Source organism: Kribbella sp. NPDC049174 (assembly GCF_043197365.1).
GTDB lineage: Bacteria > Actinomycetota > Actinomycetes > Propionibacteriales > Kribbellaceae > Kribbella.
Genome location: NZ_JBICSZ010000011.1, coordinates 203,294 through 225,188, shown reverse-complemented (window position 1 = coordinate 225,188; position 21,895 = coordinate 203,294). Strand labels below are relative to the sequence as shown.

At 69.6% G+C, this 21,895-nt stretch carries 15 protein-coding genes; 4 read left to right on the top strand and 11 right to left on the bottom strand.

Annotated elements, in window-relative coordinates; translation table 11 throughout:
- Positions 1 to 103: 103 nt before the first annotated feature.
- The 5 genes from ACGFIF_RS38945 to ACGFIF_RS38925 all read right to left on the bottom strand — a co-directional run bounded on the left by ACGFIF_RS38945 (position 104) and on the right by ACGFIF_RS38925 (position 7,992).
- Positions 104 to 3,334: an Rne/Rng family ribonuclease gene (locus ACGFIF_RS38945; RefSeq protein ID WP_393161877.1), complete on the bottom strand. Its 3,231-nt coding sequence runs from the start codon at positions 3,332 to 3,334 to the stop codon at positions 104 to 106.
- Positions 3,335 to 3,476: 142 nt separating this feature from the next.
- Entirely contained in the window at positions 3,477 to 4,304 is an 828-nt protein-coding gene (locus tag ACGFIF_RS38940) for a TIGR03936 family radical SAM-associated protein (RefSeq protein WP_393161875.1), read from the bottom strand.
- A gap of 211 nt (positions 4,305 to 4,515) precedes the next feature.
- Positions 4,516 to 4,782, bottom strand: coding sequence for a hypothetical protein (locus tag ACGFIF_RS38935; protein ID WP_393161873.1), 267 nt, complete (start codon positions 4,780 to 4,782; stop codon positions 4,516 to 4,518).
- 48 nt (positions 4,783 to 4,830) lie between these two features.
- Positions 4,831 to 5,331, bottom strand: a complete 501-nt coding sequence (locus ACGFIF_RS38930; protein WP_393161871.1) for a DUF1772 domain-containing protein — start codon at positions 5,329 to 5,331, stop codon at positions 4,831 to 4,833.
- Positions 5,332 to 5,712: 381 nt separating this feature from the next.
- A complete protein-coding gene (locus tag ACGFIF_RS38925) occupies positions 5,713 to 7,992 on the bottom strand; it encodes a M64 family metallopeptidase (protein WP_393161869.1) in 2,280 nt (759 codons plus the stop codon).
- A gap of 149 nt (positions 7,993 to 8,141) precedes the next feature.
- Here ACGFIF_RS38925 and ACGFIF_RS38920 point away from each other — a divergent pair, with 149 nt between their 5' ends.
- The 4 genes from ACGFIF_RS38920 to ACGFIF_RS38905 all read left to right on the top strand — a co-directional run bounded on the left by ACGFIF_RS38920 (position 8,142) and on the right by ACGFIF_RS38905 (position 13,449).
- Positions 8,142 to 8,945 (top strand): lysophospholipid acyltransferase family protein, encoded by an 804-nt coding sequence (locus ACGFIF_RS38920; RefSeq protein WP_393161867.1) that lies wholly within the window; start codon positions 8,142 to 8,144, stop codon positions 8,943 to 8,945.
- Positions 8,946 to 9,016: 71 nt separating this feature from the next.
- On the top strand, positions 9,017 to 9,895 hold the full coding sequence (locus ACGFIF_RS38915; protein WP_393161865.1) for a prephenate dehydratase: 879 nt from the start codon (positions 9,017 to 9,019) through the stop codon (positions 9,893 to 9,895).
- A gap of 500 nt (positions 9,896 to 10,395) precedes the next feature.
- Positions 10,396 to 11,382 carry a GNAT family N-acetyltransferase gene (locus ACGFIF_RS38910; protein ID WP_393161863.1) on the top strand — a complete coding sequence of 329 codons (987 nt, stop codon included), beginning with the start codon at positions 10,396 to 10,398 and terminating at the stop codon, positions 11,380 to 11,382.
- 135 nt (positions 11,383 to 11,517) lie between these two features.
- Positions 11,518 to 13,449: a TIGR03960 family B12-binding radical SAM protein gene (locus ACGFIF_RS38905; protein ID WP_393161861.1), complete on the top strand. Its 1,932-nt coding sequence runs from the start codon at positions 11,518 to 11,520 to the stop codon at positions 13,447 to 13,449.
- A gap of 163 nt (positions 13,450 to 13,612) precedes the next feature.
- On the opposite strand, the gene ACGFIF_RS38900 is transcribed toward ACGFIF_RS38905, so the two are convergent.
- The 6 genes from ACGFIF_RS38900 to ACGFIF_RS38875 form a co-directional block, all read right to left on the bottom strand.
- The gene (locus ACGFIF_RS38900; RefSeq protein ID WP_393161859.1) at positions 13,613 to 13,990 is read right to left on the bottom strand and encodes a hypothetical protein; all 378 of its coding nucleotides are present in this window, start codon (positions 13,988 to 13,990) and stop codon (positions 13,613 to 13,615) included.
- 51 nt (positions 13,991 to 14,041) lie between these two features.
- Positions 14,042 to 15,406 carry an HAD-IA family hydrolase gene (locus ACGFIF_RS38895; protein WP_393161857.1) on the bottom strand — a complete coding sequence of 455 codons (1,365 nt, stop codon included), beginning with the start codon at positions 15,404 to 15,406 and terminating at the stop codon, positions 14,042 to 14,044.
- A gap of 4 nt (positions 15,407 to 15,410) precedes the next feature.
- The gene (locus tag ACGFIF_RS38890) at positions 15,411 to 16,733 is read right to left on the bottom strand and encodes a M20/M25/M40 family metallo-hydrolase (protein ID WP_393161855.1); all 1,323 of its coding nucleotides are present in this window, start codon (positions 16,731 to 16,733) and stop codon (positions 15,411 to 15,413) included.
- A gap of 33 nt (positions 16,734 to 16,766) precedes the next feature.
- A complete protein-coding gene (locus ACGFIF_RS38885) occupies positions 16,767 to 17,051 on the bottom strand; it encodes a hypothetical protein (protein WP_393161853.1) in 285 nt (94 codons plus the stop codon).
- A gap of 8 nt (positions 17,052 to 17,059) precedes the next feature.
- Positions 17,060 to 19,402: a M43 family zinc metalloprotease gene (locus tag ACGFIF_RS38880; protein WP_393161850.1), complete on the bottom strand. Its 2,343-nt coding sequence runs from the start codon at positions 19,400 to 19,402 to the stop codon at positions 17,060 to 17,062.
- 272 nt (positions 19,403 to 19,674) lie between these two features.
- A complete protein-coding gene (locus ACGFIF_RS38875; RefSeq protein WP_393161848.1) occupies positions 19,675 to 21,882 on the bottom strand; it encodes a P-loop NTPase fold protein in 2,208 nt (735 codons plus the stop codon).
- Between the last annotated feature and the right edge of the window lie 13 nt (positions 21,883 to 21,895).

Here is a 21,895-nt window from a genome sequence, read left to right as displayed (position 1 = left end):
CGGGGGCCTGCACAGACCTGCTAGCGGCCCACACAAACATGGCACGCGGAACGCGCGCCGAAGCTCAAGTTTACGGGTCGCCTCACAGACGGGTCAAACCGGGTCAGTTGCCGGTGGTGACCAGCTCAGCGGGGTCACTCGCCGCACCGGTCCCCTCGTCGCTCTGTCCGGCCGACTTGCCCCGGCCACGGCTGCTGCGCCGCCGCCTGGTGCCGTTGCGTCCGGACCCGTTCTGCTCAGCTTTGTCCGCCTCCACGGTCTCCGCTCCGGCGGCCGCCTCGGGTACGGCGGTCGTCGCCACGGCACCGCCCTCGGGGAACCCGGTCGCCTCGGCGCTCACCGGCTCGTCACCGGCCACCGGGTAGCCGGTCGGCTCCCCCGCCGTACCGGCGTCACCGGTCTCCTCCGCCTTCTTGGCGTCGGTGTGGGCGGACGCGGCCGCGATCTGGGCCAGCCGCTGGGCGGCGTCGCCGTTGGTGGGCGCGGTCTCCGGCTCGGGCTGCTCGTCCTCGCCGCGACCACGGCCCCGGCCGCGACGGCGGGAGTTCTTCCTACCGCCCTCGTCGACCTGAGCGGCGGGCTTCTGGTCCTGACCGCCGCGGCTGTCGCGCCGGCGGGACTCCTTCGGCTCGTCGTGCAGGATCAGGCCGCGGCCACCGCAGTGGTCGCAGTTCTCGCTGAACGCCTCGAGCAGACCGGTGCCGATCCGCTTCCGGGTCATCTGGACCAGGCCGAGCGAGGTGACCTCGGCCACCTGGTGCTTGGTCCGGTCCCGGCCCAGGCACTCGACCAGCCGGCGCAGCACCAGGTCGCGGTTCGACTCCAGCACCATGTCGATGAAGTCGATCACGATGATGCCGCCGATGTCGCGGAGCCGGAGCTGCCGGACGATCTCCTCGGCCGCCTCCAGGTTGTTCTTGGTGACGGTCTCCTCGAGGTTGCCGCCGGAGCCGGTGAACTTGCCGGTGTTCACGTCGACGACCGTCATCGCCTCGGTCCGGTCGATGATCAGCGAACCGCCGGACGGCAGCCAGACCTTGCGGTCCAGCGCCTTCTTGATCTGCTCGTCGATCCGGAAGTTCGCGAAGACGTCACTGCTGCCTCCAGCCACCGGGCTCCATTTTTCCACCCGGTCGGCCAGATGCGGGGCGACGTCGGAGACGTACTCGCGGACCTGGTCGTAGGCGTCGTCACCGGAGATCACCAGCTTGGTGAAGTCCTCGGTGAACAGGTCGCGGACCACCCGGATCAGCAGGTCCGGCTCGCCGTGCAGCATCTGCGGGGCCTGGCCGTTCTTCGACTTCTTGTCGATGTCGGTCCAGTACTTCTGCAGCCGGCTGACGTCGGCGGTCAGCTCCTCCTCCGAGGCGCCCTCGGCCGCGGTCCGGACGATCACGCCGGCCTCGTCCGGGACGATGTCCTTGAGGATGCCCTTCAGGCGGTTCCGCTCGGTGTCGGGCAGCTTGCGGCTGATACCGCCGTTGCCGCCGCGCGGGACGTAGACGACGTACCGGCCGGGCAGGCTGATCTGGTTGGTCAGCCGGGCGCCCTTGTGGCCGATCGGGTCCTTGGTCACCTGCACCAGGACCGCCTGGCCGGACTTCAGCACCGACTCGATCTTGCGCGGGCCGTTGGCCCCGCCGAGCGTGGCCCAGTCGACCTCACCGGCGTACAGGACGGCGTTGCGGCCCTTGCCGATGTCGATGAACGCGGCCTCCATGCTGGGCAGCACATTCTGCACCCGGCCGAGGTACACGTTGCCGATCAGCGAGACCTGCTCCTCCTGGGCGACGTAGTGCTCGACCAGGACGTTGTCCTCGGAGACGGCGATCTGGGTCAGCTCGCCGCGGGCGCGGATCACCATGGTCCGCTCGACCGACTCGCGCCGGGCCAGGAACTCGGCCTCGGTCACGATCGGCGCCCGGCGGCGGCCGGCGGCGCGGCCCTCGCGGCGGCGCTGCTTCTTCGCCTCCAGCCGGGTCGAGCCCTCGACCGCGGTGATCTCGTTCGCGGTGTTCTTGCTGCGCGGCTCGCGGACGCGGACGACGGTCTCGTCCGGGTCGTCGGGCGCCGTGGCGGTCTCCTCGCCCTTGCGGCGACGGCGGCGGCGGCGGCGCCGGGACGAACTGCCCGAGCCCTCCGCGTCCTCGTCGGCGTCGGCGGCGGCGTCCTGCTCGTCGTCGGAGCTCGCCTCGATCTCCGGCTCGTCCTGCTCGTCGTCGTCGGCGTGCTCGTCGGCGCTGTCCTCGGCGCCGTCGGTCTCACCGGACTTGCGGCGGCGACGGCCACCGCGGCGACGACGGCGACGACGGCTGCCCTCGCCGCCCTCCTCGCCGTCTTCGGTCTGCGCGGACTCGGCCTCAGCGGTCTCGTCCTCGTCGGCGGCCTGAGCCGTCTCCTGGGCGGTCTCCTGCACCGGCTCGGCAACGACCTCTTCGGCCTCGCGGGCCTCGGTGTCGCGGCCGCGACGGTTCCGGCGGCGGCGCGTCGTGGTCGGCTGCTCGTCGGTCCCCGGCTCGGTCACCGCCTCAGGCGTCGCCTGGGCAACCTCCGGGGTCGCCTCGACCGGGCTGGTCGCCGCGGCCTGCGCGGGAGCCTGAGCCGGTACGTCGACCGGAGCCTGGAACAGCACCGGCGCGGCAGCCGGAGCCCGGCGCCGGGTCCGCCGCTGCGGAGCCTCCTCGGCCGGAGTGTCCACAGCCGCGGTCCCGGCAGCCGGGGTGTCGGCCGTCTGGGTGTCCGCGGTCCGGTCGTCCGGGGTCTTGGCGTCGGGGGTCTTGGCGTCGGGGGTCACAGTCCCGGCGTCGGCGACCGGACCGTCGGTCACCGGGCTGCCTTCGGCCAGCAGGTCGGCCCGCGCGGCCGCCCGCTTCGCGGTGCGCTTGCGGGTGGTCTTCTTCGCGGGGGCCGAATCCCTGGGCGCCGGATCCGTGGGCGCCGGGGCGCTCTCCACGACCGGGCCGCCGTCGGCGACCGACGTGTCGGGCGCCTCGGCCTCGGTCAGCTCCGGGAACGTGTCCTGGGCGGCGGCCTTCTTCGTGGTCCGCTTGGCGGTCGTCTTCTTCGCCGGCGCCTTGGCCGCGGCCTTCTTGGCCGGAGCCTTCTTCGCGGCGGCCTTCTTGGCGGCCGTCTTCTTCACCGGGGCCGGGTCGGCGGTCTCGCCGTCGGACTGGGTGGGGACCTCCTCGGCAGCGGCGGTCTTCGTGGCCGTCCGCTTGCGGGTGGTGGTGGTGGTCTTCTTGGCAGCGGCCTTCTTCGCGGTCCTGCGAGTGGGCGGCTGCTGGGCGGAGGCAGCCGTGTCGGCTGCTTCGGTAGTCGGCTCGTTGTCGAGCATGTGGTGCGGGTCTCCTCAAGCCCTCCGGCGCATCCTGCGACCCCTGTCACGGGTCCGGCGCAGCCACAGAGCGGTCACGGTTCGCTACGCCCGGCGTCGGTGCCGGCGCGGCGGAAGCCTGCTGGATCCGCTCCGCCCGTGCTCAGGGCTCGGAGGGAGCGGCGGCGTCGCCCTCCGCTGGATGCGTCTGGTGGTCTTCCGCCTGGCCGGTCGCGGTCGCCTGGGTGGCGTCGCGGTCACGAGCGAGCGGGTCGTCCACCGTGCCGGAGGCCGCGATGAGCGGGCCCTGGGCGAGCCTGGTCAGAAGAGCCGGGCCCGTCACCGGGAGCGTCGCTACTTCGAGCACTCCGGCGAGAACGTCGTCGGGTCTCACGGCCGGGGTTCCGTGCCGTAACACCACTTGCAGTATCGCACACGTCGCAACCGGCGCCGGTTCGTGCGCGACGGTGAGTCGCAGAACGGCGTCCCGACAATCGAACGAGCGAAGTCCCCGTTTGGTCATGCGTTCGACCAGAATTTCGTCCCGGGCCAGGAATGCCTCCACCGCGGCGGACGCCGCAGCGGTATCTACGCCTGGGAGCGCGATCAGCCACTCGCTCGCCTCCAGCCGGTCGGCCAGCGACCCGGCCCCGGCGACGACCACCTCGAGCACGTCCAGCCCGGGCGGCAGCGCCTCGTCCAGGGCGGCCCGGACCTGGTCGGCCTCCCGCTCGTGTGTGAGCGATATCTCCAGATACTCCGCCTCCGAGGCGGCTCCGGTCGGCGCGGCACCGGCGTACGAGATCTTCGGGTGCGGGCTGAAACCGTGCGAGAACGCGACCGGCAGCTCGGCCCGGCGGACGGCGCGCTCGAACGCGCGCTGGAAGTCCCGGTGTGAGGTGAATCGCAGCCGCCCCCGCTTGGCGAACCGGACCCGCAGTTTCTGGACCGCGGGAAGTTGCTGGGACGGCGGTGCTTGAACAGGTGCCACCAGGGCATTGTCTCAGGCGGATCGGCCGGGGATGACGCCGTGGGCGGCCAGGCTGTTCCGGGTCCGCTCTGCCGCAGCGACCGGGCGTACAACTCGACCACCTCGGCCGGGAAGCGGTTACCGGCGTACTGGACGATCATCCGGCGGCCGTGGTTGGCCTCCAGCGCGGCGAGCAGGCAGAAGATCGCGAAGACGCTGAACCACCGGCTGGTCAGCAGGTCGTCACGCTCGCGGCCGAGAACGACGAACAGCCCGGCCTGGGCCAGGAACACAGGGCCAGGCTCGTCGTCGCGAGCACCTCGACCCGGGTCAGGTAGAGCCGGGCGCCGAACGAGACGGCCAGGTACTCGAGGATGCCGGCCAGTACCCAGGTGAACCACATCACCACCTTGGCCGCGTACGTCCAGTCGAGGAACAGCCCCTCGATCAGGGCCGGCAGCGCGGTCGCGGCGACGCCGAGCGAGATCCCGGCGATCACCGTGCAACATCCGGTAGTCGTCGGCCCCGCTGCCGTCCCGCACGGTCATCAGGGTTGAGCGGCCGATTTGCCGGTCAGGTAGAGGGCCCAGCCGAGCAGCCCGAAGGCGACCGTGCTGAGCACGACCCGGACCAGGTTGTAGGCCTGCCACTTGCCCTCGTCGAACGCGGCCCGGGCGGCGGCGACGTCGATCGTGTTCGGGTCACCGGCCGCCTTGAGCGCGTCGTTCATCGGCACGTTCACCGCGATCGTGACGATCATCGTGACCAGGTAGAGCACGAACGCCACCGCGATCCACGGCAGCGCCTTCTCCTTCAGGCTGAGCAAGCCCGCGAGCAGCGTGAGGACCAGCGCGCCGAGGAACCCGAGCAGCAGGAACAGCGGGTTCAGGATGGCCCGGTCGACCGCCTGGAACGCGCCGACGAAGGTCTTGTCGTCCGTCTTCGCCAGCCCGGGCATGAAGGCGTTCGAGTAGATCCCGTAGATCCCCGCCATCAAACCCGTCACCATCGTCGCCGCCAGCAATGAGGCCACCCGCAGTCCGTTCATTGGTGTGATGGCGTGGAACCCCGTCACTCATGACCCGGACTGAACGCCATCTCCCTCCCTTCAGGTTTTGTCGGTTCGTTCGGATAGTGTTCTCACCGGTTGCGATAGCCAAGCAACCGGTAGTAGCAAGACCAGCAGTAACCGCGGCCGGGCGGGCCGTGGCAGCGCGGGGAGCCTTCTTGTGCAGTAAGGCACGGCTGTGAACCGCGAACCTCAGCCTGCAAAGGCTGGAATCCCCTGCCTTCGGGTGGTGGGAGGACGTCAACTCACCCCTCCAGTACGACTATGTTTTCCGGTGCGGGACCATCCCGCACCGGAAAAACTAGAGCAGCCACGAGTGCACGGACATGTCGCCGAGACTCAGAACCATGTCTGCGGGACTCACAACCGCGCACACTGCCCGGACCGTGGCCCGGAGACCTGGTTCGGCGCCTGCAGGTTGACCGGGGCCGGCGCGTTGCCCGAGCAGCTCAGCGGCCCGCCCACCGTGTTCCCGGCCAGTACGGCGGCCTCCGTCGTTCGCAACCTGGTCACGGACACCGGCCCCTCGACCGAGGACCCGACCGCCACCACGCTCCGGGTCACTCCGTCGACGCTCACCGGTCCGCCGACCCGGCTCCTGAGCAGGTGCAGGTCGGCCGCACCATCCGCCCGGACCGGGCCCACCACGCGGCTGTCGGTGGCGACGAGCGACGCGCCTGGGCCGACCAGGACCGGACCGTTGATCGTCGCGCCGACCAGACAAGTCACCCCGGACCGCAGGTAGAGCGGACCGTTGCGCTCTCCGGTCAGGGTCGTCGTGCAGGCAGGGGCCGGGCGCAACAAGGTGACCGCGAACTGTCGCGGCGTACCGATGTTGCCGGAGGCATCGATGGCCCGGTACTCGACCAGGTGCCGCCCGTACCCGGACGGTACGTCGTCCCACGGCACCACTCGCGGCACCCCGAGCTTGCCGTAGACGAGCTGGTCGATCTCGGTCCCCTCGGCGGTGAACCGGAACGGCGCGGACGCGTCGGTCGGCCAGCCGTAGTAGTTGTACCAACCGTCCCCGTTGACCCGGAACTCCGGAACGACGTACCCGTCGCTGTCGTCCGTCGCCGCCAGCCCCATGGTGAACGCGTCGTTGTAGATGTACTCCGGTCCGGTCGGCTTCTGCACCGTCAGCAGCGGCTTCGACAGCGTCGACGTGACCACCGGCTCGACCCCGTCGACCGACCAGGCCAGCGTCTCGCCACCCACGGTCGCGGTCAGCGTGTGCCGTCCGGTCAGCTTCAGCGGCTCGAGGTCGAAGTCCCGGTCGTTGCCCGGGTTCGCGGCCGGTTGGCCGTCCAGCCGCCACTCGATCGGCGGCTGCGACGTGTCGGACTGCGTCGTCTCGGCGTACACCACCTCGCCGGCGCTGACCGGATGCTCGGTCGACGTCGACCCGGTGAACTCGACCGGCTCCGACGACGGCTCGGCCGCGAGCGTGGTGTTGACGGTCCACGAGCGGGAGGCGGTCGGCCGTACGGCGGGATCCCGGATGAACGGGGTCGGGTCGACGACCTTGGCCGTGAGGGTGTGCAGACCGGGTGACAGGTCCACGGTCGAGAGGTCGACGGCACGACTGTTCGCGGTCGGCAGCGTCGTACCGTCCAAGGTCCAGGTGACGTCGAGCTCGTGGCTGACCGGGTGCAGGGTCTGCAGCCAGACGACCTGGTCGGGAGCCACCTGGCCGGTCGGCGTACTGCCCTGGAACAGGTTCGCCCGGGACGAGATCCGCTGGGTCATCCGCTCGCGCGACACCTGGTCGAAGTAGTAGCCGAGCGTCTTCATCATCGAGTGCCGGCTCGGTCGCCAGACTCCTGAGCCGGCGTACATGCCGGCCTCGTACCGGCCGATGGTGCCGCCGGACTCGGACGGTTCACCGAGCCAGCGGAACCACTTCTTCTGCTGGTCGAGCATTTGCTGCTCGGTCAGCAACGTGTGGTGGATCGAGGAGGGTTCGGCCCCCTGGTACGGCTCGCCGCGGTCGCCGCGGGCGTAGTAGTCGTACTCGTCCTGCAGGCCGCCGAGTGAGTGGCCGAGCTCGTGCGGGGTGATCAGGGCGGACAGCGCGTTGCCGCCGGAGGCCGTCGCGTAGGTTCCGCCGGCGCCGCCGTACGTGTCGCTGTTGCCGATAGCAAGAATCTGGCGGTTGGCGGTGGTGGTGCCGGCGACGAGGTCGGCGTACTGGGTGGCCGCGGTCGAGCTGACGGTGAGCAGGCGCTGGACGCTGCCCGGGTTGCAGCCGCCCCAGAAGCCCATCTGCAGTGGGGTGTCGACCTTGGGTGAGGTCAGGTTGGGATCACAGTCGACACCGCTCTCGGGTGAAGGAATCTCGACCGCGTAGACGTTCAGGTAGTTCCGGTACGACTTGAACGGCTCGATGCTCCAGAGCACGTTCAGGTGCTTGTCGACCTGCTCGCGGAACTTCGGCAGCTCGGCCGCGGTGTAGCCGTCACCCATCACGACCAGGTTGAACCGCGACTCCGCGGGTCCGGTGACCTGGATCGGGACGACGGTGGCCGCCGCTTCCGTCGTGGCCCCGGCTTCCGTCGTACTGGCTCCGGCTGCGACCGGCAGGCCGGCGAAGACCGCCGCCACCACCCCGAGCATTGCCGTCAGTCCTCTGGTCCTCACATGCCCTCCCCAGCCCGGCGATCTTGCCGTGAGCAGCTTACGAAGGTACGGCGACCTGTGTCAGGAGTTCACGCGTGGCGACGTACGCGCCAATCGGGGTCCGCGTGCGGCATCATGAGGGGTCGGGGAACTGTGAGGAAAGGACATCGATGACGGAACCGGCGCAGTCGCCGCGGCCCGAACCGGACCGTGAGCGACCGGTGGACGACGCCGGTGACGGCGACGGCAAGGGCATCTACTGGGTGCTGAAGAACGTGCTGATCGGCCCACCGGTCAGGCGCATCTTCCGGCCGAACGTGATCGGCGCCGAGAACGTCCCGCAGCACGGGCCGGCGATCCTGGCCAGCAACCACCTGTCCTACGCCGACTGGATCTTCATGCCGCTGGTGCTGCGCCGCCGCGTCACCTTCGTGGCGAAGTCCGACTACTTCACCGGCGCCGGGATCAAGGGCCGGTTCCAGCGCGGCTTCTTCAAGGGCACCGGCCAGGTGCCGATCGACCGGTCCGGCGGATCGGCGTCGGAGGGCGCGATGCGGGCCGGCATGAAGGTGCTGGAGCGCGGCGAGCTGTTCGGCATCTACCCCGAGGGCACCCGCTCGCACGACGGCCGGCTGTACAAGGGCCGCACCGGTGTCGCCCGGCTGGCACTGGAGGCCAAGGTCCCGGTCATCCCCTGCGGCGTGATCGGCACCGACGTGGTCGCACCGCCCGGCAAGATCGTCGCCTCGATGGCGTCCCCCACGGTCAAGTTCGGCGCGCCGCTGGACTTCTCCCGGTACGAGGGGATGGAGGGCGACCGGCTGATCCTGCGGGCCGTCACCGACGAGATCATGTACAAGATCATGGAGCTGTCCGGCCAGGAGTACATCGACATGTACGCCACCAAGGCCAAGCAACTGGAGGGCCGCGCGGTCACCGGCGCCCCGAAGAAGGTCCGCAAGTCGGACACCTGATCCGTCTGCCGAGACGGAGGGCGGCGCCCCGGGTCGCAGCACGCCCGGGGCGCCCACTACCCTGGGAGATCGTGGACGGACCGATCGCTTACCAGGGTGAGCCAGGCGCCAACTCGGCGATGGCGTGCACCGACATGTATCCGGACCGCGAGCAGCTGCCCTGTACGACGTTCGAGGACGCCCTCGAGGCGGTCAGCAGCGGCCGCGCCGGGCTGGCGATGATCCCGGTGGACAACTCGATCGCCGGCCGGGTGGCGGACATCCACCACCTGTTGCCGGAGTCCGGGCTGCACATCGTCGGCGAGTACTTCCTGCCGATCCACTTCCAGTTGCTGGGTGTCCCTGGGACGACGATCGACCAGATCCGGACCGTCCGCAGCCACGTGCACGCCCTCGGGCAGTGCCGCAAGATCATCCGCGAGCACGGCTGGTCGACCGTCGTCGCCGACGACACGGCCGGCTCGGCCCGCGAGGTCTCCGAGCTCGCCGACCCGACCGTGGCGTCGCTGTCGCCGCGGGCCGCGGCCGACCTCTACGGGCTGGAGACGCTGGCGAGCGACGTCGAGGACGAGCACCACAACACCACCCGCTTCCTGGTGCTGTCCCGCGAGCCCGAGGTGCCGCCGGTCGGCTCCGGCCCGATCATCACCAGCTTCGTGTACCGGGTCCGCAACGTGTCGGCCGCGCTCTACAAGGCGCTCGGCGGTTTCGCCACCAATGGCGTCAACATGACCAAGCTGGAGTCGTACCAGCTCGGCGGCATGTTCTTCGCCACCCAGTTCTACGCCGATATCGAAGGCCACCCGGACGAGCCGAACGTCGCCCTGGCGCTGGAGGAGCTCGCCTTCTTCTCGGTCGAGGTCCGGCTGCTCGGCGTCTACCCGGCCCACCCGTTCCGCGCCCAGATCGCCGAACCGGCCGCCAACCGGGCGCTACGTCCGCACCACTGACCGGAGTTGTTGGGATGGACTGTGGTCTGCCCACGCGTGCTACGCAGCCGCTCCTACGTCGCGACCACTACGCGCGCTCCCACCCACCCTCCGGCTCATCGCCGGTGCATCCTTGCCGGCTATCGCCGGTGAGCTGCGGGCTACTGCCCGCATGCTGCACGCTCCTACGTCGCGCGCGATCGACTACCGAGCCAACGTCCGTCGGTGCGGAGAATGTGGTTGGTGTGCTCGCCGAGCGCCCTAGGCCTTGCCTGGTGACCTCACAGCACTCCGCGGAGGTCACGAGACCTCATTCGCGTGATCACTGCATTGAGGCCCTGTATCCCAATCCTTCGATCGACGGACGGTCCGCAGGCACTCGCTCGCGGGCGATCGCCCGCACACCGCGAGCGGCAGCTCGGAAGGAAAGCGCGCGTAGCTGTCGCGACGTCGGAGCGACTGCGTAGCACGCGTGGTTAAACCTCGCGACTGGCCGGGCTCGGGGGCATAGGGTGCGGCCCGTGCGTATCGTGACGGTCGACGGCCGGGATCCAGATGTCTTCAAGCAGTTCTTCGAGGTGCGGGAGACCGTTCGCCGGGAGGAGCTCGAGTTTCCGGTGGGTATGGGGCTGGAGGAGGCCCGGGTGCTGATGACCGGGCAGCACTCCGACGTACGGGCGGACGGGCTGGGGCTGGTCGACGGCGAGACCTGGCTCGGGATCGCCTGGCTCGACTGGTGGCTGCTCGACAACACCGAGACGGTCGAGGTCGAGATCGCCGTCGGCCGGTCACACCGGCGTCGTGGGGTCGCGAGCCGGCTGCTCGACGCGGTGATCGACCGGGCCCGCGCGGACGGCCGCCGGATCCTGTCCGGCTTCGACCTGACCGGCGACGCGGTCACCGGCGACAGCGCGGGCGCAGCGTTCGCCGAGGCGCGCGGGTTCGTCCGCAAGCACGCGGAACTGCATCAAGTCCTCGAACTGCCCGTACCGGAGACGCAGTTGGTGGACCAACCCGTCCCCGGCTACGAACTCGTCCAGTGGCGTGAGCACGCGCCCGAGGTGTGGCTCGAGCAGTTCACCGAGCTGCTCAGCGGGATGGCCGAGGACGTCCCGCACGGCGACCGCACGGTCGAGGCGACCCGGTGGACGCCTGAGCTGATCCGGGAGGCCGAGGCCCGCCGGATCGCCCAGGGGCGCTTCACCTACACCACCGCCGTCGTCCACACCCAGTCCGGCGAGCTCGCGGCGTACACCCAGATGGGCGGTACGCCCCGGACACCGGACCGGCTGAACCAGTACGACACCTACGTACGTCGCTCGCACCGCGGCAACCGCCTCGGCATCGCCGTCAAGGCTCCCAACCTGCGCGCACTCCAGGCCGACCTCGCCCAACCGGCCGCCCTGCACACGTGGAACGCCCCCGAGAACACGCCGATGATCGCGGTCAACGACAAGCTGGGCTTCCGCCCGGTCGCCCAGCGCACCCTGTGGGAGCTCGACCTCTAGGCCTTGATCACTGTCTGGATGTCCGGCCGCACCGTAGGTATTTCACCGTCCGCGCCCGGCGCGGACTGCGATTCCGGTGTTCGGCGGGGTCGGCGTTAGTCTGGTAGGCGCTCTGATCGCCGACCGGAAGTGCCCATGACCGTCGAATCGTTGTTCCCCCGCCTCGAGGCGTTGCTGCCGGGAGTACAGAAGCCGATCCAGTACGTCGGTGGCGAGCTGAACTCGGTCAGCAAGGACTGGGACTCGGCGAGTGTCCGCTGGGCGCTGATGTACCCGGACGCCTACGAGGTCGGGCTGCCGAACCAGGGCGTGCAGATCCTGTACGAGGTGCTGAACGAGCGCGACCACCTGCTCGCCGAGCGGACCTACTCGGTCTGGCCGGACATGGAGAAGATGATGCGGGACAACGGCATCCCGCAGTTCACCCTGGACAGCCACCGGCCGGTCCGGGCGTTCGACGTGTTCGGGCTGTCCTTCTCGACCGAGCTCGGCTACACGAACATGCTGACCGCGCTCGACCTGGCCGGCATCCCGCTGTACGCCGTCGACCGGACCGACGAGGACCCGATCGTGCTGGCCGGCGGGCACGCCGCGTTCAACCCGGAGCCGATCGCCGACTTCATCGACGCCGCCGTCCTCGGTGACGGCGAGGAGATCGTGCTGGCCATCTCGGACGTGATCCGGGAGTGGAAGGACGAGGGCTCCCCGGGCGGGCGCGACGAGGTGCTGATGCGGCTGGCCGCGTCCGGCGGTGTCTACATCCCGAAGTTCTTCACCGTCGAGTACCTGGCCGACGGCCGGATCAAGCGGGTCGCCCCGAACCGTCCCGGCGTACCGTGGCGGACGGCCAAGCACACCGTGATGGACCTGGACGCGTGGCCGTACCCGAAGAAGCCGCTGGTCCCGCTGGCCGAGACCGTGCACGAGCGCTACTCGGTGGAGATCTTCCGCGGCTGTACCCGCGGCTGCCGGTTCTGCCAGGCGGGCATGATCACCCGGCCGGTGCGCGAGCGCAGTATCACCACGATCGGCGACATGGTCGAGAACGGGCTGAAGCAGTCCGGGTTCGAGGAGGTCGGGCTGCTCAGCCTGTCCTCGGCCGACCACAGCGAGATCGCCGACGTGGCCAAGGGCCTGGGCGACCGCTACGAGGGCAGCAACGTGTCGCTGTCGTTGCCCTCGACAAGGGTCGACGCGTTCAACATCACGCTGGCCAACGAGTTCTCCCGGAACGGCCGGCGCAGCGGCCTGACCTTCGCCCCCGAGGGCGGGTCGGACCGGATGCGCAAGGTGATCAACAAGATGGTCACCGAGGAAGACCTGATCCGCACCGTAGCGGCGGCGTACAGCCACGGCTGGCGGCAGGTGAAGCTGTACTTCATGTGCGGTCTGCCGACCGAGACCGACGAGGACGTGCTGGCGATCGCGGATCTGGCCAAGAAGGTGATCGCGACCGGTCGCGAGGCGGCCGGTCGGCGCGACATCCGGTGCACGGTGTCGATCGGCGGGTTCGTCCCGAAGCCGCACACCCCGTTCCAGTGGGCCGCTCAGCTCGGCGCCGAGGAGACCGACGCCCGGCTGTCGAAACTCGCCGCCGCGATCCGGTCCGACAAGAACTACGCGAAGGCGATCGGCTTCCGGTACCACGACGGCAAGCCCGGCATCATCGAGGGCCTGCTGTCCCGCGGCGACCGCCGGGTCGGCCGGATCATCGAGCAGGTCTGGCGCGACGGCGGCCGGTTCGACGGCTGGAGCGAGCACTTCTCCTACGAGCGCTGGGTCGAGGCGACCGAGAAGGCGCTGGCCGACGAGCCGGTCGACCTGGCCTGGTACACCACCCGCGAGCGCGAGTACGCCGAAGTCCTGCCCTGGGACCACCTCGACTCCGGCCTGGACCGGGACTGGCTGTGGGAGGACTGGCAGGACTCGCTCGAGGAGGACGGCGCGATCGAGGTCGAGGACTGCCGCTGGACCCCCTGCTTCGACTGCGGTGTCTGCCCCCAGATGGGCACCGAGATCCAGATCGGCCCTACCGGCAAGAAACTCCTCCCCCTCTCCGTCGTCTGACGGCTCAGAGCGGGTTGGTCCGCGGCCAGCCCGGCGACGCTGAATCCGGCCGCCACCAAGAGCAGCAGAAAAGTCATCCCAGATCCCCTCCGCAGCTGAGGCGATCACCCCGACCCGCGGCACGGGGCGAGCGATCTGTCGTCCGCGTGCCGCGGGGCGGCGGTCAGTTGCAGTAGTACGCCGGGGTGGGAGTGGTCTCGGTCTGGTCCTGCCAGTGGGCGACGCCGATGTAGTAGCCGCAGCCGGTGCCCTCGTCGAACCAGGCGCCGCCACCGGAGTAGGCGTACGTCTCGGCGACGGTGGTGAACGGACCGGAGGCGCTCGGGCCCTTCTGCAGTTCGACCCGGACCTCGGTGACGCTGGTCGAACAGCCTTCGAGACCGACCGCGACGTACAGCATCAGCGCGCTGTAGCCGACGCTGTTCGCCGTCACCAGATCGCAGGCCTGTGTCCCGGTGGTCGTGGCCTGCGCCGGCGTACCGACTGCCAGCCCGGTGGCGACGGCGGCGGTCGTCAGCGCGGCGCCAAGAAGCTTCTTCATGGTGTTCCTCTCTGAGGCGGTGAGAAACTTACAGAGAGCAACCAGAATAGGTCAGTCAGTTACATCGGTCGACGCCGAGAGAAGCAGCTCGCTGAGCAAGAGCTGGTCAGCGCTGCCCAGAACCAGGTCGGCCGCGGCCACGTCCGCCGCACCCACAAACGGATTCGGGATCGCGACCGCGAACATCCCCGCCGCCTGCGCCGCCGCCACCCCGTGCGCGGTGTCCTCGACCGCGATCGCTTCCGCACCTGGTACGCCGAGGCGCCGCAGAGCCAGCTCGTAGATGGCCGGATCGGGTTTGTGCGTCGCGACCTCGTCACCGGTGACGATCTCATCGAACAGCTCGATCGCGTCCACCCGCTCCAGGTGACCGCGCACCCACGGTCGCGGCGAACTGCTCGCGATCGCCACCATCAGCCCCACCGCCCGCGCCGCCGAGATCCACTCCCGGATCCCCGGCCGGAAGTCCAGGTCCGCGTGCATGCGATCCCGGTGAGCAGTCCGCCTCGCGTGACTCGCCGCCCGGTCGAAACCGCCGCCGACCGCCGCTGCCAGCAACTCGTACCGCGTCTCGGTGACGTCACCACCGTGCCCCGGCCAGAAGTCCTCCAGATCCAGCTCGAGCCCGTGATGCGCCCACTCCGACCGCCAGCTCTCCACCATCGTCGTCTCGGTGTCCATCAACAACCCGTCGAAGTCGAACACCACCGCCCGCACCCCCACCGGCACGAGCCGGGCCGCGAGCCGATGCACCTCAGCCGCAGTCAGCCCGCACGCCGCCAAGTAGGCCCGCACGCCGCCGTAGCGCAGGTCCACGTGATCGAGCGACTCGAGGATCGTCTCCGGCTGCGTCCGCGAGAGGATCTCGGCGGCCGGTCGCTCGTCCGGGGGCAACTCGGCGAGCTGCGCGAGGATGCCGAGCCGCTCCTCGCTCACCGCGTAGTCGTGGGCGATCACCTCGCGAGGTACACCGACCAGGTCGAGCCACAGCGCGATGAGCAGCCCGGTCCGGTCCTTGCCCGACTTGCAGTGCACCACCACGGGCGCATCGGCCGGCGCGGCGATCAGGGCACGGAACGCCTTGGCGATCTGCCGCTTGTTGCGGTCGAGACTGCCGCGATAGATGTCGGCGAGCAGTGGCTCGGCGGCGGCATCGCGGTTCACCTCGGCCGCCGGGTCGATCCACGGGATCCGCTGGTACGCCGCCGAGTCGTCGAGCAGATGGGGTTGCCTGATCTCCCAGTCGGAGCGCAAGTCGAGTACCAACCCGGCGCCGGCGGCGACGAACGCGGCTCGTCCTTCGTCGTTCAGGTTGTCCGGTGAGTCCGTCCTGAACACGGTCCCGGTGCGGGTCGGTACGCCGTACCGGGTTGGAAGACCGCCGATGTCACGCGCATTCAGGCATCCGCTCCACACGCGGTCAGCTTAGGACAACACCTCCGAGTGATTCGAAGTCTTTCCACGTACCGTCGAACGCCTTGTGGTGCATGGCCGAGTCCATGCCGACTGCGAAGACGTCCAGTCGGCCAGGTCCCCAGGCCACCACTGAGCCGGCGGGTCTGGGTCGGGTCACGGCCGCGATCGGTTCGAGCCAGCCGGCCAGTGCGGCCACGTTCATCCGCAGGATCTCGGCGGCCAGCGCCCAGTCGAGGAAGTTCAGCGTGTCGGTCGCCGTGTGGATGTGGCCGTTCGCGCTGTCCGCCCCCTCGATCGTCAGCAGGGCAGGGATCCCGGCGTTGATGAACGGCACGTGGTCACTCGCGAACGGGTTCAGCGACGTCTCCACCTTCAGCGCGGTGTACGTCGCGGCCGCCGTCGCCAGGTCGGCCATCAGACTCGACGACACGTTCGCGCCTTCCAGCAACACGGTCGGAACGGCTGTGTTCTTACTCGCGATCATGTCCATGTTGAGGACGGCGCGGATCCGCGCCCGCTCGGCCGGCGGCAGCGCGGCGACGTACTGCTTGCTGCCGAACAACCCCTGCTCCTCACCACCGAACAGGATCAGCCGTACGTCGTGCCGCCACGACCGGGTCGACAACAGCCGGCCCAGCTCGAGCACACCGGCCGAACCACTCCCGTTGTCGTCCGCACCGGGAGCGTTGGCCGCGGGGCCACCGGCCTGGTTGATCGAGTCGAGGTGGGCGGTGATCAGGACGACTCCGCCGCCACCGGTGCCCGGCCGATCCCCGATCAGATTCTGCGACTGGCCGCCGCCGACCGTGACCGGCGTCCGCGTCACTCCGTAGCCGAGGGCAACCATCCGGGCGGCGGCGAAGTCCATCGCGGTGGTGAACGACGTGCTGAGCGAGTGCCGCGTCGGCAGACTCGCGAACCAGGTCAGGTCGGCCTGGTACGACGTCGGCGACAGCTCACCGACCAGATCCGCGACGGCCGGATCCACCCGGGCCGCGGCCGGGGCCGGTACGTCGACGACCGTCGTACCGGCCCGCAACGGCTCGACCCGCCAGCAGTTGTTCGACCGGCGGCGGGGTTTGTCGGCGGAGGAGATCACCAGGTGCCGGCCGTGGTCGACCAGCGGCGTGACATCGGGGAAGTCGTCCTGGAAACTCCGGCCCACCTGCGTGACGAGCAGCAGGCCGGGTGCGGTCCGGGAGGCCCGGCCGAGGCGTTGGTCGGCCGGGACCCAGAGGAGGGTCTTGTCGCCGAACCGGGCCGAGTGCGCCCCATCGGCGGCTTCGACGGTCGGTACGACGAGGTAGCGCACAGGTGCCGTGGTCATGGGGCCTCCCGGCCTGGCATCAACACAGTCATGTCAGTTCCAGATGATCTCGAGGCGGTCGGGCTCGGCGGTCACGATGCGGCCGGCGGCCGGCTCGTGACCGGGGTCCCGGGTGATCCGGCCGGTGGCGTCCCACCGGCCGGCCGGGCGGGCCTCGGGTGCGTCACCGCGGCCGATCACCCAGTCCACCCAGGTGCCGTCCGGGCGGAACTCCACCCCCCGCCGGCCACGGGCCGGCGGGAAGGCGAAGTCGTCCCGGCGGTAGACGGTGATCCCGTCGTGATCCTCCTCGAAGGAATGCGTCCACCGCCCGGGCATGTGCTCGCTCAGCTCAGCACCACCTGTTCGATCGAGGCCGGCGACTCAGGCACGGCCACCTTGAAATCGCTGATGATTCCGCCGAGCGGTTCGTACCCGGTGAGCGACGGTCCCCAGGCCGAGCCGTCCCACCACTTGTGGTAAAGCTGCTTGTCGGTCCCGGTGACGAACACGTCGAGCCGGTTCGGGCCCCACGAGACGACCCGCGGCTCGTCGGTGCAGATCCCGCCCATGTACTCCCAGTCGGTGACCGACGGTCCCCAGGCGGACCCGTCCCACCACTTGTGGTACAGCGCGGAATCGGTGCCGAGCACGAACACGTCGAGCCGGTTCTCGTCCCACGAGACGACCGTCGGCGCCGTCGTACAGATACCGCCCATGTACTCCCAGCCCGACCAGGCCGAGCCGTCCCACCACTTGTGGTACAGCGCCGAATCGGTGCCGATGACGAACATGTCGAGGCGGTTCTCACCCCAGGCGACGACCCGCGGCGGCGAAGCGCAGACGCCGCCGAGGTACTCGTAGCCGTCGACCGACGGTCCCCAGTTCGAGCCGTCCCACCACTTGTGGTAGACCGCGTGATCGGTGCCGAGCACGAACACGTCCAGCCGGTCGCTGCCCCAGGCAACGACTTCGGGCGGGCTCATGCAGACCCCGCCGAGGTACTCGTACCCGGTGACGGACGGTCCCCAGTTCGAGCCGTCCCACCACTTGTGGTAGAGCGCGCGGTCGGTGCCGAGCACGAACGCGTCCAGCCGGTCCGGGCCCCAGGTGGCCAATCGCGGCGGACTCATGCAGACACCGCCCAGGTACTCGTACCCGGTGACGGACGGTCCCCAGTTCGAGCCGTCCCACCACTTGTGGTAGACCGCGTGATCGGTGCCGAGCACGAACGCGTCCAGCCGGTCCGGGCCCCAGGACGCGACTTCAGGAGCACTCATACAGACACCACCCATGTATTCGTAGCCGGCCACGGACGGTCCCCAGTTCGAGCCGTCCCACCACTTGTGATACATCGCCAGATCGGTGCCGAGGACGAACGCGTCCAGCCGGTTCGCGCCCCACGCCACCACGGATCCGGCGGGTTCCGGCGTACCGGCGCCGCCGCCGGAGCCGGTGAGCAGGCCGGGGCGGACGAGGTCCAGACAGGCCTCCATCCGGGCCACCTGGTCGTCGGTGAACATCACCATGCCGCGGTCGTCGGTGTAGTCCATGTAGTCGTAGAACAGGTCACCGTTCGGACCGTTGCTACAGGTCACGTGCGGGAACGTCGGTACGCCGAAGTTCGGGCCGGCCTGGTTCGGGGTGTCGGCGACCTCGTCACTGCCGCTGCAGCCGGTGCCGTCGTCGCCCCAGATGTGGAACAGGTTCAGGTAGTGCCCGATCTCGTGGGTCGTGGTCCGGCCCAGGTCGAACGGTGCGGCCGCCGTACCGTTGGTGCCGAACCCGCTGTGCAGGATGACCACGCCGTCGGTGTCGGCCGGTCCACCCGGGAACTGCGCATACCCGAGCAGTCCGCCGCTGAGCTGGCAGACCCAGATGTTCAGGTACCGGTCGGTCGCCCACGGGTCGTGCCCGCCGGTCGCCGACGACTTCACCTTGTCGTCCGAGCCGAACCCGTTGACCGTCGTCTGGGTCCGGGTGACACCGGTGGTCGGGTTGCCGTCCGGGTCCTCGGTGGCCAGGTAGAACTCGATCCGCGCGTCCGCGATCAGCCCGCTGAAGGCCGCCGGCACGATCCCGATATCGGCGTTGGTCGCCCGGAAGTCGTGGTTCAGTACGTCGATCTGGCTGTCGATCTGGGCCTGCGAGATGTTCTGTGCCGCGGTCTTCCAGACCACGTGCACCACACACGGGATCCGCGCTATACCGGCAAAACGTTGCTGGCGGGCCACGTACTGCGTCGTCGCGTTCTCGAGTTCCGACCGCGCGGCGGCGTACTCGGGTGAGGTGGTGAGCAGTCTGCGGTGCACGTCCATCACGCCGCACTGCCGCCTGTTCGGAGTCTCGGTTCGCCCGTCCGCGCCGCTCATACCCGCACCACCGGCTCCGGCTCCGCCACCCATTCCGGCACCGCCCGCTTGGCCGCCGCCGCTCATCCCGGCGCCGCCACCGGCACCGCCGCCACTCATGCCGGACCCGCCGCCGGCACCGCCACCGGTCATGCCGCCGGGCATGTTGCCGGATCCACCTGCTCCCGGCGCACCGCTGCCCGTCATCGACATCCGGTCTCCGGGCATCCCGTTCGCGGCCGGCGTCCCGTTCGTCGACTGCCCCGTCGCCGGCTCGCCCGGCATCCGGTGGTCGCCCTCGCGGTGCTTGTCCGCTCTGCCGTTGGCCTTCCTCGGCATCTCTCCCCCTTCCAGCGGGGGCGAATGAGCAGGTCGGGACCATCGAGATCCCGGACCGACAAGGATTCCCCCAGCCCACCCCTCGATCGAAGACGGTCCTACCCGCCTTCCCCCACCGAGCAGCCAGCCCCCAAGGTACTGCTCTTCGATTACCTTCTACCCATCACCGCACGCGCACAAGCCTTCGCGCGCAGGCAGTGAACTTTCCCCCGAACGCCTGCCCCCGTTGAAGAATTGCTTGAAAACTCAAGAGGGAATCCGCTGCGTCGAGGTCAGCGCAGCGCGATGGACCGGATGCCGTTGACGGTCAGGGATGTCTTGACGTTCGGAGCGTTGCCTTTGACCACAGCGATGACGTCGGGCTCCGTGAACAGTGGGAGCAGATCGGACGGGATGCCGGGCTTGGGGTCAGGGGCGCCGATGTCGGTCAGCCGCTCCGGGCATTTGGCGAGATACGCCCCGAGCTTGGGCCAGCGAAGGGTGAGGATGGTCCAGAGAGCGGTCTGCTGTTCGTGCGTCTCGTCGTTGTCCAGGTTCACACCTTGCAGCGTCTCGATGCCACGCGCGATGCCGTAGGCGTTGACGAGTCGCTTCATCATGCGAGGGTTCGGATCATCACCCAGCAGGCGGCGGAACGGCTCCAGCGTGTGAGTGTCGGCCACCCGCGCGCGTTCACTGACCATCTCGACCGCCACGAGTTCGCGCCGGGCCTGCTTCTCGGCCACGGAGCTTCCCTGGTTCTTGGCGACTTCCCGGCGTACGTCGTCCGGAGGGAGACCGCCGAGTTCGCTGGCGGCCGCCGTCCGCGCCGCCTCGAGGTCCTCCTCTCCCGGCACGGACGGCGAGCGCAGAATGCGCCCCCAGAAGGCGTCGGCCCGGTCACCCACCTGCGGCAGACCGGTCGAGATCTGGAACGTCTTCTCCAGGAACAGGTAACCGACCGGCCGCCCGGGCTCTCCGGCCAGACTGCCGAAGGTCGCGTACTCGCTCGCGTAACTGTCGGCCAGCCAGTCCCGGTCGGCGGCGACCACATAGGTCACCGGGATGTCGCGGAAGAGAGTCTGGATTCCTTCCAGGAGTTCCACCACGTACGGACTCTTGCACCGGTCCAAGTCGTCGATCATCACCACGATGTCGTGGTGGATCCACTTGGTCAGGTCGGCGAGGTGTTCCTGGACCAGCCGCATCGGGTCGCTGGTGTTGGCGATGAATCGCCTGGCCCCTCTGGCCGACGTGGTGAAGACCCAGCGTCCCATCGCGTGCAGGAGTCCCCAGACGGTGAGCGCCGGTGTGATGATCGCGGCCGCGGTGACGACGAACCCCTTGAACGTGGCCGGCGAGAACAACTCCTGGTTCTCCGCCGCGCCGAACCAGCCGGCCCGCCAGGCGAGGAAGACGAGGCCGGCGACGAGCACCAGGGCCAGGTACCCCGGCCAGCCGCCCTTGGACCGCCAGATCCACTCGCGGATCCGGACGGTCAGCGCACGGCGCCGGTCGAACGTGTCGAGCTCACGGACGGCGCCGGAGTACAACGCCCGCATCAGCCACCACCACGGCGGCTCGATGCGCTGATGGCGCCAGGCGTTGAAGTCGACCACCACAGACCGCTTCGCATCCGCTGCCGGATCGTCCTTGCGCAGCTCGGCAGCCAGGAAGTTGAGCACGGACGTCTTACCGGCACCCCACGGCGCATGCAGGTGAAGGATGAACGCACCCCCTCGCCTGGCCTGCGGAACGGGTGCGTGCTTGCTGTTGCGTGTCTCCTCGGCGCGGGCATCCCGGATCCGTCGCGCCAGCACCTTCGCAAACCCTTGCCGGCCCAGCTCGTCGACCACCGCCGGACCATCCGTGTGCGTCGGCACAGTCTCGACCGGCCAGGACGCCGCCGGAGCCTTGTCTTCTTCGCCGGCGCTCTCAGGTTGAGAAGAGACGTCCTCGAGCTGCCACGTGAGGTACTGGTTGCTCAGCTGCTCGTACTGCCCTTGATCCCGAACGTAGATCTTGACCGGCAGTGACGGGTCTGAAGAGACGGCCGGTGGCGTGGTCTGCCGGGTTACGCCGGCCACGATGGCATTGAAGGATTCCTCGGGCTCCAGAGCTCCCGCGCCGGAGCCGAGCAGCGGGAAGCCGAGCGTTCCGCCACGGTCCGACGCGAGCCTGGCGGCTCGGGCGGCGGCCGACCGTACCCACTCCGCCTTCGACCCGACACCGTCGACGACCACGGCCGCCAGCAGAATGGTGGTCGGCCCGGGCGGTCCCTTGACCTTCCCGTCGGCGTCCCAGGCGCGGACCACCTGCCCCGCCTCCAGCCGGTTGGGCAGGGCGAGCGCGTGGTCCGCGAGTCGGGTGCTGAAATCCGGCGCGATGCTCCCGGAGGTGCTGCACGGAATGACGACAATGTCGTCGCCACCGAGGAGCAGGTCGCCCAGCACCACTGCGACCGGACCAGCGTCCGCCGTTGGCGGTTCCCGCACGGCCATCGGCTCCCCCTCG

Bases quoted from the DNA above. Each gene is read 5' to 3' on its own strand.
- ACGFIF_RS38945 (WP_393161877.1), bottom strand. From the start codon at position 3,334: ATGCTCGACAACGAGCCGACTACCGAAGCAGCCGACACGGCTGCCTCC.
- ACGFIF_RS38930 (WP_393161871.1), bottom strand. From the start codon at position 5,331: ATGAACGGACTGCGGGTGGCCTCATTGCTGGCGGCGACGATGGTGACG.
- ACGFIF_RS38920 (WP_393161867.1), top strand. From the start codon at position 8,142: ATGACGGAACCGGCGCAGTCGCCGCGGCCCGAACCGGACCGTGAGCGA.
- ACGFIF_RS38905 (WP_393161861.1), top strand. From the start codon at position 11,518: ATGACCGTCGAATCGTTGTTCCCCCGCCTCGAGGCGTTGCTGCCGGGA.
- ACGFIF_RS38900 (WP_393161859.1), bottom strand. From the start codon at position 13,990: ATGAAGAAGCTTCTTGGCGCCGCGCTGACGACCGCCGCCGTCGCCACC.
- ACGFIF_RS38890 (WP_393161855.1), bottom strand. From the start codon at position 16,733: ATGACCACGGCACCTGTGCGCTACCTCGTCGTACCGACCGTCGAAGCC.
- ACGFIF_RS38885 (WP_393161853.1), bottom strand. From the start codon at position 17,051: ATGCCCGGGCGGTGGACGCATTCCTTCGAGGAGGATCACGACGGGATC.
- ACGFIF_RS38880 (WP_393161850.1), bottom strand. From the start codon at position 19,402: ATGCCGAGGAAGGCCAACGGCAGAGCGGACAAGCACCGCGAGGGCGAC.
- ACGFIF_RS38875 (WP_393161848.1), bottom strand. From the start codon at position 21,882: ATGGCCGTGCGGGAACCGCCAACGGCGGACGCTGGTCCGGTCGCAGTG.